The organism is Photobacterium phosphoreum (assembly GCF_002954725.1).
GTDB classification, from domain to species: Bacteria; Pseudomonadota; Gammaproteobacteria; order Enterobacterales; family Vibrionaceae; genus Photobacterium; species Photobacterium phosphoreum.
Genome location: NZ_MSCQ01000001.1, coordinates 1,105,405 through 1,117,259, shown reverse-complemented (window position 1 = coordinate 1,117,259; position 11,855 = coordinate 1,105,405). Strand labels below are relative to the sequence as shown.

The following is an 11,855-nucleotide window of genomic DNA, read 5'->3' as shown; positions in this document are numbered from 1 at the left end:
CTTATAGGGTATTGTAGTAATCACGAATATGTTGGGTTTCGTGATACCCTTTTTTTGTTTTAGGTTCTTTGTTTTCAGTCTCTGCTGTCGATGCTTGAACAGCAGTTGTCGTCCCTGCAACTACAGCACCAGCCGCTACAGTCAAACCAATATTTTTTAGTAATTGACGACGACTATTATTTGTTTTTTGCTCACTCATTGCGTTTGCTCCTCTATCGCCACGCTAATTAACAGGTGTCGATTTTTATTATAGCGAGTATCTTTTTACTGGGATTCTAAGAAACGGGTTTTCTCTATCGTCAAAAATTGCCAAGCTAACTCACCAACAGCGGTATAAAACACAGCACTCTTAGCGGCTTTTAAATCGGTACAAAATTTCTCACACCATTGGGCAAGATGACGATTAAAAAATGTTTGTTGAAGCAGTTCATCACCGCCTTCCACCAGCATAGCCATAACCTCTAGCAATGCGGATATATGATCTTCGGGTTCAATCACAGACTGAGCACGTTCAAAACCTAATTGTTTTAAATCTTGACGCAAATAAGCCAAAGGCATTTCCATTAAAGAACCAGTTAAATACCATGAACCAAATGGAATAACTTCCCCACGACCAATGCCAATAAACACATCTTGATATTCTTCTTCAACACTCATTAATGTCGTTTTCTGAGCCGCAAGTTTTAGTAAAGGCCAAGCTGAAGCCATCGTTTGACGTTGAAATGTTTTATCTGTATCAACATCAAGATTGGCAAGAAATTCAAGTACAGATTCTTCAGGTGCTTGACGATATAAATGTGCCAACATGTTATAAATTTCAATTCGAAGTAGATCGTCTTGATCGGCAAGATTCGTGTAAGCATTCATAGCTGCGTTTTCCATATAATGACCTTATACCCTTGTCTGACTTTGTGGATCTTGTTCCATCTTTTCGAAAATATCTCGAACACGACAATCTTCACACATAGATAAACGACGAATGGCTTCTCCTTGAAAATGTGAATGACTTTGAAGTTTTTCTGTCAACATTTTCACCATAGACGCTGGGGCAAAAGGTTTTCCACAACTGATACAACATGCAGCAGGTTCTTCATGAACAAGTTTATCGGCTTTACGTGCTTGCCAATCCCAATTAAAACCCGCTTCAAGGGTAATTACTTTTTCAGGACAGGCGGTTTCACACATACCACATTGAATACAATCTTGTTCTACAAATAATAATCCCGGACGATCACCAATAGCATGCAAAGCTCGCGTTGGACAAACAGCGACACAACTCATACATAACGTACAATCATCGGTATTACATGTCACAGAACCATAAGGGGCATTAGCAGCAACGGCAGAATATGTAGGTTGTAAAGGACTTGATTGATTAAGCGTTTCTAAAACAGTAAATAATTTGTCACGCTTAGTGCCTGTAAGTGCTGCTTCAATCGGAGTGATAAGTGCAGACTCATAAGCTTCAAAATTCGTGCTATCAGCAAAATCAAATAAACAAATACGATCAGCGTTATAACCCAATTCAGTTAAGAAATTTTGCGCAATAGTTAATTCGTTAGTTAGCACAGCATCAATCGTTGCAGGAATATATTGAGTATTGGTTGCTAATAGAACTTGATGCGCACCATAAGCTAAAGCACTAAACCAAGTATCAATCCCAACCGTCGCCAGTTCTTCTAATGCAATCGTAATAACAGAGGTCGGAAGTACAGCGAGTGCTTTTGTAACTGTTTCTGTATCACGATCACCATAAAGTAATAATGTTGGCGCTTGACCCCCTTCTTGCTTATAACGAGCTAAGACACTATGAACAAAGTTTTGGGTGATTTGAGGATCAGGTAAAGCATAACTGATCGCTTCTGTTGGGCATGCTGTCGCACATGTTCCTACTCCCTGACAAAGGTAAGGATCAATCGCAATTGCTATCCCATCAGAATGTAATGCGCCTGCTGGACAAGCATCAATACAACGATCACAACCCTTTACACCACGAGATGAATGCGCACAGAGGTCAGGATTTAAACGAAAGTATTTAGGCTTATCAAATGTCCCTATCATAGAAGGGAGATCATCCACCAGCGTCGCTAATTTTTCAGCAATGCGTTTTTTAGCAGCCTGATTATCAGAATGTTCCGAAGATAAACTAACAGCGTAATAACCCGCAGCTGGAATTTCTACATTCATAACCCCAGTTGCTGTCATATCAAGCACAATATCAAAACAGTTACGACCAATGGCAATTTTCGCTAAGTTCGTTTCAAGTGCATTCGTTTCCAGTGTTGTATTGTTATGCCCTATACGACAATGAACATCAAATGCACCTAGATACCCTTTTACGGTAATCGATTGACTGTAATACAAGGTATGCGCTGTTTTGATCTCACAAGTATTTGAATCTGTCGTCAGTAACGTCACACTGTTTAAAGCTGAAAATTGATCCGCTAGTTGAAGTAATTGCTCTGCCGCACCGATAATCAATAAATTACCACGACTTTCATATGTCACTGTTGGCGGAATAAGATTGGCAAGTTCTACTGTTCCCGTAATAGCAGCAGCGCGCGCTACGCCATTAGTATCAGTGAATGTATTTAATGTACTTTTTAACATTGTTATTCCTGTTTGCTCACTACCGCTAATCAGTGTCGTGGGAAGATAATAATTTTTCTTCTACTCTTTATAGAGCAATAACCGATCCAACTTTTCACGGAATAAAATGACCTAAAAGGAACTAAAATCATAACGAGGATATTACGTTATTGAACAATGAGACATTTTGTCTTATCTGTAGCGAACTAACGCGCCAAATTGTCTCTGTTTATGATTTTGGTCGTCTTCCCTTTTTGTCCCAGTTTGTTTTTATAAATGGTGCGAATAATTCTCAAACGCTTTTATTTTTTCGCGTTACGATTTCTGTTCATCACTTTTAATGTCACGATGAATAATGGGTGTTAACGATAAATCTGCTGTAGGGAGTGCATCTTCATCATGATCTGGCGTTATAGCGTCAGAGTGATTAACCAATACATCATTCTCTGTATCATTCCCCTCTATGGCAGTATCTGTTACAGAAGAATGGATTACAGAAGAATGGGAGTCTTGTTCAGAATCCATCGCATCAAGTGTTGATGATGAGGTTGCTGTTTCAGTGACGGTATTTATCCAACCTCGCATTTGGGAGGCAATCTCTGGTGCTAACCCCTCCATATTGCTAAAGTCTTCAGTGCTATCATCCATATCACTGATATAATTAAACTCTTCAGAGTGAAACAGTTTCCGTAATGCCGCTTTCTTAACGGATTTGGTCACTTGTTGTTGCATAAATGACGCAACACCCGATTCATAAGTCACGTTATCAGCATCATCAATCGTCAATTCAATAACAGGCTCATCGTCTATAACGTTTGGTGATGTTACAGAGGAAACAATTGATGTTTGTTCGTTATCACTGGTCTTTGTTGCTTCCTCTACGGTTGTATCTAAAGAATTAAGAATCAGTGACTCATCAACTGCTTCAGTTATCGTTTCCGTAGTAGCGCGTTCTGTATTATCTGTATTATCAACAGGACTTAACTTACGGCTTGACCAACGTTCAAAAAAATTAGTTGCCACTTGAACGTCCTTTTTTCTTATCGCCGCCACGTTTACGTTTAAATTCAAACAACTCACCATGACGACCTAAGAAAGCTTCCATCCATGCTTGAACGGCTAATGGGATCTCTATATGTAAAACAACATAATCACCATCCATATAACGTGCCGCAACACCTTGGGCTACAGTCACTAAAACAGGTTTTAATTGCTCATTCTCTTCTGCACAAATAAAGAATAAATGCGGGCTTTGTGAATTGAGATTAAAACGATATTCCATGCGTTCATCACGAAAAAGTTCCAAAGGTATCATATAGTTACCAGAACCTATGTTTGCCACATCCATTTCAGAAGTAAGATCTTCTTCATACAGACAAATATCTTCAATCGTCCATGCGTATGTTGTCCAACGACCCACTTGGCGTTCTTCAGCTTGTAGGCGAAAATTAATAGGCCAAACATGTTCATTTTTCTTTAATTCAAGTTCTGCTTGTTTTGGCACATAGACTCCTACTGACAGCTTTTATACTGCCTTTATGTTGTTATTTAATAAGTTGTGATGATAAGCGTTATTTCGCTCGCCATTGGATATAAGCAAATATTAGACCAATAACAAAAAACCACATGAAAAGTACGCGATTTTAGCCATTATTATTAATTACCTGCCTATTAGTTAATTTGGCTTTTAGCTAATAGTGGAACAATCTTTGCTTAACTTCTGTTTCCAATAGCAATAATTACACGCATACCAACCTTATTACGCAGGAATTTCAAATGGCGACATTGCCTAAAATCATAAAAACCAAAGCCACAGTGCAGCAAACCATGTCAGTAGAAATTGTTGATGAATATGGTGACCGACACACCAAAGAGATTGCCTGTGAGCATCCTTTAACGGTGTACCTTAACTGGGTTGAAGTCGTTACACTCATGACCTTAGGTGAGCGTCCGTCTGCCTTAGTATTAGGTTATTTAAAAAACCAAGGCTTTATTAATGACCTAAGTGCTATTGAATCAGTGATGATTGATTGGCAAACCAATGCTGCGGTTGTCATTACCCATGAAAATACAGAAAACCTTGCTCAACAATTAGAAAAGAAAACCGTTACCTCTGGCTGTGGTCAAGGCACCATGTATGGCAATGTCATGAAAAAGCTCGAAGGAATAACACTGCCACAGCCGCAAATTAAACAATCGATGTTATATGGCCTACTTGAAGCATTGACCCATCATAATGAAACTTATAAAGCCGCAGGTGCGGTACATGGTTGCGCAGTGTGTAAAGGCACAGAGATTTTATCGTTTGTGGAAGATGTAGGTCGGCATAACGCTGTTGATACTCTTGCAGGTGAAATGTGGCTGCAACAACAAACGGGTGAAGATAAGGTTTTCTATACTACAGGTCGCTTAACCTCTGAAATGGTTATCAAAGTCGCGCAAATGGGTATTCCTGTGTTGCTATCTCGCTCTGGTGCGACTCAAATGGGCTACGATCTCGCTAAGAAACTCGGCATTACCATGATTGCCCGCGCCAAAGGGTTACGTTTTCAAATCTATAATGGTAGCGACAATATTGAACTTGATGTTAAAGGTAACGTAAGTGAAGGAAAACAAGGCTAATGGCTGACTTTCCTGAATTTATGAATGCCAAGCTCGTCGCTGAATATCTCGACCTTAATGAAAAGAAAGTCTATGCCTTAGCGAATGATGGTTTACTCCCTGCCACTAAAGTAACCGGTAAATGGCTTTTTCCGAAAGCAATGTTGGATAAGTGGCTATTGGAATCTTGCCATAATGGCGTTTTAAACGATCGGTTACTGATTGCAGGCTCTGATGATCCGCTATTACAGTGTGTTGTCGGTAAAATGGCGAATCAACTCGGCAGTACAGCCTTGGTGGGTTATACCTCAACAGGCACACGGCAAGGATTAGCAATGCTAAGCAAAGGTCATGTTGATATCTGTGCTATCCATTGGGGTAATGTTGAAGAGGCTAGCCTACGTCATCCTGCATTATTACAACAATATCAGGGCCATAAGAACTGGGTATTAGTCCATGCCTTTGAGCGCAAACAAGGCTTAGTGGTGAGTCCTGCATTGGCTGACGCTGTTAATAGTCGTTCCATCCAACGCCATGAATTACTCTCTCCTCGTTGGCGCTGGGCGTTACGCCAACAAGGTGCTGGAAGCATGCGAGCATTAGAAGAATGGATCCATGGCCATGGTTACAATATGACGATGCTCAACCAAGTTGATTGTTGTAACAGTGAACGAGAATTAGCCTCAGCGATAGCCCGAGAACAAGCAGATATTGGTTGTGCAAGCCAAAGTACCGCAGGAGAATTTGGACTAGGCTTTATTCCGTTATGTACCGAAGCATTTGAATTGGTGATCCCTAAAAACATTTACTTCCGCACCCTGCAACAGCAGTTATTACAATCATTGATGCACAGTGATATTCAAGCGCATGGCGATCAGCTTGGCGGTTATAACTTTCTCCGTACAGGGCAACAAGTATGGAGTGCTCATTAATTCAAAAGTAAAAACACAAGAATCTAAGGTCATCGCCCGATGGCCTTACCATTACCACAATGATTGCATTAACAATAAAACAGTATGATACCACCCGCACAAAAAGCCATCTAAGATATAATCCATTTAAATAAAAACCAAAAAACGCAATCACAATTAATATTTTCATTAATACAGCTATTTTAAAGACGAGCACTTTTAATTAGAACTATCATTAGAAGATATTTAATGCGCTACAATCACTTTTAGAACACGTATTCTTAACAAGTGTTTTATTGAATCATGTTTAATTAGCTGCTTCTGTTTAACTGCTGGTTTTACGAACGATTATGAACGGATTCACACAAACATGACTTGCTTAAACACAATTGAAAAGATGACAATAATACGATAATTATTCTCTCCTCTTTAATGTGACCTCAAGGAGCCATTGTGCGCAACGCTTTAATTTTATTTTTTACACTTGCAAGTGTCAGTTTTTCTTCTTTCGCAAGTATCAACACCAGTAAACTCAACCCAAGTAATCTTCAGACTGCTGCGGTGAGTGCTTATGTTATCGATCTAAGCTCAGGGAAAACGCTTTATCACAAAAATTCCAATGTTGTGATGCCTATTGCGTCACTAACAAAACTAATGACCGCAATGGTTACATTAGATGCCAAACTCCCCCTTAACCAAAAGATCACTTTCACTCAAACGGATAGAGATCATATGTACAACACATATTCTCGTGTTCGTGTTGGTTCTGAGTTAAGCCGTGGCGAAACAATGCACATTGCGCTAATGTCATCTGAAAACTTGGCAGCTGCTGCCCTTGCTGCTAACTATCCTGGTGGTTACAACGCATTTATCCGTGCGATGAATGCTAAAGCAAAAGCACTAGGAATGACGCATACCCATTTTGTAGACAGTTCAGGTCTAAACCCTAAGAACCATTCAACAGCATCTGATGTTGCGAAGATGGTACGTGCCGCTTACAAATACCCTGAGATCCGCAAATACAGTACTAATGGTGCGGTTCACACTGCTTACTTTACGCATCCTCGTTATAAATTAGGTTACACCAATACCAATGCCCTTGTGCGTGGTGAAAAATGGAACGTTAATCTAAGCAAAACAGGCTACCTTGATGAAGCGGGTCGTTGTTTAGCGATGGTAACAACCATTGATGGCAAAAAGATCTTAATGGTCATGCTTGATTCACAAGGCAAGCTAACTCCAATTGGTGATGCTGGTCGTATTAAGCAATGGCTACAAACTGGTAAAAGCAAGTCAATTACCACTGATGCTAAATACTACCAACAGCAAAAGTTGAAAGAATTAACCAAATAATAATTGATGATAATTGTTGTTAGTTCATAACGTAAAAAGCCAGCATTCGATATGCTGGCTTTTTTATTTCAATAACCCTACATTTAGCAATTTAACATCTCACTTTAACGACTATTAGTAACCAAATCATTTGGTTATCATTAAAAGTTAATCTGTTTTTTTGTATTTCTAACTAATAAGAATTATATAAAAAATGGCAGCTTATGTTTACATTTTATAAAATAACCACTACTGCTCAATGTCTTGTTGAACAGAAAAAAAGGGGGATGATGAGCACCTCTTTCTCACCTCAAACAACATATTTATTATGAATAAGCTTTCGCAACATCATCTAGGTAAAAAGACAGTTCTCGCATGTGTTATTGCCCTTGCATGTGTGAGTTATGCCAACGCATCAACTTCTGAGACACAAAATTTAACTCAATACCCACCGAAACCCTTACTTGAGCAAATTACAGCTCCTGTGACTGGCGCGTTATACAAAACCAAATTAACTGAGCAACAACAGAAAATTGTTGATCAAGCTAAATTAGTGAAAAAGAATGGCTGGTGGCATGTCGGTATTAAAGGCAACGCTTTTGATCGTGGTTTCCAATATGGTTATCTTATCGCACCTGATTTTAAATTAGCGTGGAAAGACAGTTGGAGCATGACCTACCTAACAACCGGTGTGCCTTATAGTTCATGGCAGAAAGCTGCGCTAGAACAAACGAAAGGTAAGATCCCAGCAGAACTTCGCCAAGAAATGGAAGGAGTTGCAAAAGGTCTTAATGCCGCAGGTTTGCATGTCACTCTTGCTGACATCATTACCTGGAACGACATGATTGAGCTTACAGGTTACTGGTGGCCTTCAGTGGGGATGCATAATTATACCAAGTGGGTTGATCCTGGTTTAATTAACGCATCCGCATTCCCTGCCCCATATAACAAAGCAGAAATGGCAGCTAACAATATCGAGAAAAGTAAAAACAGCAATAATATTGAAGGCGCCAAAGGTAATTGCAGTGCCTTTATCGCCACAGGTAAAGCAACGGATAATAAAGGCATCGTCATTGGTCATGAAACCTTTAACGATTTCTGGTCAGGTCAGTTTGCTAACGTCATTCTTGATATTACACCAGAAAAAGGCTACAAAATGGCCTTCCAAACAGCACCAGGGATGATCGAATCTGGTACTGACTTCTGGGAAACAGGCGCTGGTCTAGCTGTTGTTGAAACGACACTAGCCAATGTGATGGATTGGAAAGCAGGTGGCATTCCTGAATTCATTCGTGTTCGTGAAGCCAGTCAATATGCCAATAATATTGATAGCTGGATCAAACTAGAAGAAAAAGGCAACAACGGTGGTTATGCGAATACATGGTTAATTGGTGATATTAATAACAACCATATTGCTAAGTTTGGTCAAGGTCGTGTTTACCAATACTTCAATGAATTGAAATCTGGTTACTTCACGGGTGAAAACGTCTCTGTCGATCCACGCCTACGCTATATTGAAGGTTCTGACGTTGACTATAACGATATCCGTCAACAAGAAGGTGCTCGTCGTCTACGCTGGATCCAATTAATGCATAAATACAATGGCAAAATCGACGTTGCAGTTGGTCAAAAAATGCTCGGTGATACCTACGATGTGTATTTAAATAAAATAGATGCATCATCACGTAATATTTGTGCTGAATACGACAAAGATTCACAACCGTATGTCTCTGATCCAGCAGCAGTATGGAACGTACCCTTTACGCCAGCAGGCTCTGTCGATGGTAAAGTTGCTAACAGCAATGATATTAAAAACTTAACCATCAGCGCCCGCTTTGGTCGTGCCAATGGTGCGCCATTTGATGCCAAAGCCTTTATTAAGGCCCACCAGCAATGGGGTTGGCAATCAGGCTATCTATTAAGTCGCCCATCAGAACCTTGGACTCAAATGAAGTTTATCTAAACATCAACTTTATCGTTATATCGCGATCATTTATCATTACTGGTGATTAAATGATCGCGATAGTCTGATTGTATTGCTTTGATACTGATTTTATTTCTAAATACTTGAACATTAAAATAATATGATATGGATATATCAACTATGCTTTAAGTCCTCTTCAAAGAAAAGGAGCACCTGTGCAGCATACAGAAATGATTATCCCTTCTTCATTCGGTCTTATTAGTCGAATATCTCTTACCGCATCACTGTTTCTTATTGTTGGCTTATCCATTATGTAATCTTGGTTGTCTTGCAATAATACAAAAGATACAAAGCGACAAAAAAGCCCCTTGGTAATGACATTGTTATTGTCATTACCAAGGGGCTTTTTGTTATCGCCAACTCTCTTTATTGCGATTATTTTGTTACGCTGTCACGTGAAGATCCAGTTCACTTGGACATTCTTTTTTATGCTTGAGATAGACACTAAACGTTGAACCTTGACCTTCTATCGATTCAACCGCCATTTCTCCACCAGCATTAGCGACAATACTTTGGCTTACCGATAAACCTAACCCTGTACCCGAACGACGAGTGGTGAAAAAGGGATCAAAGATACGCTTCATGTTTTGCTTTGAAATACCACAACCATGGTCGGTAATTGCAACCATCGCGCCACGAACTTCACCATCATCATCTAGCCAGTCATCAGTAGTGATCTTCAACACCCCTTTATCATCCATGGCATGGATACCATTCATCTGTAAATTAACCAACACTTGCAATAATTGATGCCGATTCACTTCAACACTGCATTTAGCCGCAAGGTTAACTTCAAATTTAACATCCATTTTTTTAGTGCCTGAACGAACAAGAGTTAAGCTCTCTTCAACAATCAAGTTTAAGTGATGCCATGTCACTTCATCTTGAACGCCACCTTGACGACTATATTGCAGTAAGCTGCGGGTAATATTTCGAATCCGATCAATTTGTAAATGAATTGCGGTCAGTTCTTCTTGGACTTCAGCAGTATTGTCGCCTAACTCCAGCTGAATTAACTCAATATTCCCCAAAATAACAGCAACTGGATTATTAATTTCATGCGCAATACCTGCGGTTAACTCACCAAGTGCAGCTAATTTTTCCGTTGCCACCAGCTTTGAACGGGCTTGATGCAATAACCGAATGTGACGCTCTAACTCTTCCGTTTTTTGATGCAAACTCTGCGTTCGCTGTTCTACTTTATCTTCTAGCTCTATCGCGGTCAGTTTAATTAAACCATTACGTTGTTCTAGTTGATCCAACATCGAGTCAAATTGCTCGCCTAAGATTTGCAATTCATGTCCTTCACATAAATCCAACTTACCAACACGTCGTTTTAATCCCATTTGTACCGCTTTAGCAACTTGATAGATTTTCTCGATCGGTAAAAACAAATCACGCGCACCGCGATAAACAATAATGCTAGTAAAGAGCAATACCAATAAGATACTGACACTCATTTCAATAATATTGGTTAGATAGCGCTCAATTAATGGCCATTGCAAATAACCGGTATAAAGCATGCCCACTACGGTGCCATCATTACCATGTAACGGCTCATAAGCTGACACATACCAACTATCATAAACAAATGCGCGATCAACAAAGATCTTCCCTTGGTGTAAGACTTTTTGCTGCACGTCCTTAGAAACTCGAGTACCGACAGCGCGACCAATAAGATTGGCGCTATCTAACGGCACATTGGTACTAACACGTACATCCCCCATAAATAAAGTAACAGTTCCAAGACTTCCCTTAGGCAAAGTATCAGCGGCATAAACCAAATCACGAATACGATCCACCAGCGAGGTACTGTTATTTAATAAAATACCACCATCTAAAATCCATTTAAGCTTACCTTGCTGATTAAAGATTGGGATCAAGCTACGACTAACCAACCCTTTGTGCTCAATTGTACTTTCTTTGATTAACGGTAGCTGGGCTTGTGCAGGAAGATCAGGATTCAAATCAAATAATGCAATACGATCTAATACTTGAAAAAAAGTCTGCTCTTTTCCTGTAACTAATAGTTGCTGTTCTTGACTTGAAAACATTCCTATATCACTTACGGGATGTAACACCACAAAATCTAACTGGTAGTGTTGATTTTGCTGACTCACCCACTTTTTTAAGCTTGTTTCATTAAAACGTAATCGTCGTTGAAAATCATAAGAATTAGCCAGTGCTTGCAGTTCCATCCGCTGCTCTTTTTTCAACAGCACCATACTATGATGAGCCACTGCTAAGTCTGCTTTTACATTCATTAAGGCATTTTGCCAGGTATACGTCACCGTCCAATAAAAGGTGATGGCGATTAACGTTAATAGCGTCAGAAAAATAGGCACTGAAGTAAGCACTAAAAGTCGATAACGCACCATGGTTTTAAAACGCCGTAACCACATCAATACAAATGTTTTGACCTTCATAGCGTTACTTTC

General features: G+C 39.7%; 10 protein-coding genes. 4 read left to right on the top strand and 6 right to left on the bottom strand.

What is annotated here, in order from left to right; translation table 11 throughout:
• Position 1: 1 nt before the first annotated feature.
• The 5 genes from BTO21_RS04925 to BTO21_RS04905 form a co-directional block, all read right to left on the bottom strand.
• Positions 2-199 (bottom strand): twin-arginine translocation signal domain-containing protein, encoded by a 198-nt coding sequence (locus BTO21_RS04925; RefSeq protein ID WP_045030418.1) that lies wholly within the window; start codon positions 197-199, stop codon positions 2-4.
• 65 nt (positions 200-264) lie between these two features.
• Complete coding sequence (locus tag BTO21_RS04920; protein ID WP_045030416.1) at positions 265-882, bottom strand: TorD/DmsD family molecular chaperone; 618 nt, start codon at positions 880-882, stop codon at positions 265-267.
• A gap of 9 nt (positions 883-891) precedes the next feature.
• The gene (locus tag BTO21_RS04915) at positions 892-2,610 is read right to left on the bottom strand and encodes a 4Fe-4S binding protein (protein ID WP_045030414.1); all 1,719 of its coding nucleotides are present in this window, start codon (positions 2,608-2,610) and stop codon (positions 892-894) included.
• 294 nt (positions 2,611-2,904) lie between these two features.
• Complete coding sequence (locus tag BTO21_RS04910; RefSeq protein WP_052672676.1) at positions 2,905-3,612, bottom strand: DUF3306 domain-containing protein; 708 nt, start codon at positions 3,610-3,612, stop codon at positions 2,905-2,907.
• Positions 3,602-4,093, bottom strand: a complete 492-nt coding sequence (locus tag BTO21_RS04905; RefSeq protein ID WP_045030412.1) for a DUF3305 domain-containing protein — start codon at positions 4,091-4,093, stop codon at positions 3,602-3,604. Before BTO21_RS04905 ends, BTO21_RS04910 begins: the two co-directional genes overlap by 11 nt.
• A gap of 272 nt (positions 4,094-4,365) precedes the next feature.
• Here BTO21_RS04905 and fdhD point away from each other — a divergent pair, with 272 nt between their 5' ends.
• The 4 genes from fdhD (at position 4,366) to BTO21_RS04885 (ending at position 9,396) form a co-directional block, all read left to right on the top strand.
• On the top strand, positions 4,366-5,211 hold the full coding sequence (gene fdhD, locus BTO21_RS04900) for a formate dehydrogenase accessory sulfurtransferase FdhD (protein ID WP_045030411.1): 846 nt from the start codon (positions 4,366-4,368) through the stop codon (positions 5,209-5,211).
• Entirely contained in the window at positions 5,211-6,122 is a 912-nt protein-coding gene (locus BTO21_RS04895; protein WP_105026710.1) for a helix-turn-helix transcriptional regulator, read from the top strand. The genes fdhD and BTO21_RS04895 overlap by 1 nt, the downstream gene beginning before the upstream one ends.
• Positions 6,123-6,554: 432 nt before the next feature.
• Positions 6,555-7,454: a D-alanyl-D-alanine endopeptidase gene (pbpG, locus tag BTO21_RS04890; RefSeq protein ID WP_045030409.1), complete on the top strand. Its 900-nt coding sequence runs from the start codon at positions 6,555-6,557 to the stop codon at positions 7,452-7,454.
• 307 nt (positions 7,455-7,761) lie between these two features.
• Complete coding sequence (locus BTO21_RS04885; RefSeq protein WP_105026709.1) at positions 7,762-9,396, top strand: C45 family autoproteolytic acyltransferase/hydrolase; 1,635 nt, start codon at positions 7,762-7,764, stop codon at positions 9,394-9,396.
• Positions 9,397-9,800: 404 nt separating this feature from the next.
• Here the strand turns inward: BTO21_RS04885 and BTO21_RS04880 are convergent, their stop codons facing one another.
• Positions 9,801-11,795, bottom strand: a complete 1,995-nt coding sequence (locus tag BTO21_RS04880) for a sensor histidine kinase (RefSeq protein WP_205068411.1) — start codon at positions 11,793-11,795, stop codon at positions 9,801-9,803.
• Positions 11,796-11,855 lie beyond the last annotated feature (60 nt).

Coding starts and splice junctions, on each gene's coding strand:
- BTO21_RS04925 (WP_045030418.1), bottom strand. CDS start 199: ATGAGTGAGCAAAAAACAAATAATAGTCGTCGTCAATTACTAAAAAAT.
- BTO21_RS04920 (WP_045030416.1), bottom strand. CDS start 882: ATGGAAAACGCAGCTATGAATGCTTACACGAATCTTGCCGATCAAGAC.
- BTO21_RS04915 (WP_045030414.1), bottom strand. CDS start 2,610: ATGTTAAAAAGTACATTAAATACATTCACTGATACTAATGGCGTAGCG.
- fdhD (WP_045030411.1), top strand. CDS start 4,366: ATGGCGACATTGCCTAAAATCATAAAAACCAAAGCCACAGTGCAGCAA.
- BTO21_RS04895 (WP_105026710.1), top strand. CDS start 5,211: ATGGCTGACTTTCCTGAATTTATGAATGCCAAGCTCGTCGCTGAATAT.
- BTO21_RS04885 (WP_105026709.1), top strand. CDS start 7,762: ATGAATAAGCTTTCGCAACATCATCTAGGTAAAAAGACAGTTCTCGCA.
- BTO21_RS04880 (WP_205068411.1), bottom strand. CDS start 11,795: ATGGTGCGTTATCGACTTTTAGTGCTTACTTCAGTGCCTATTTTTCTG.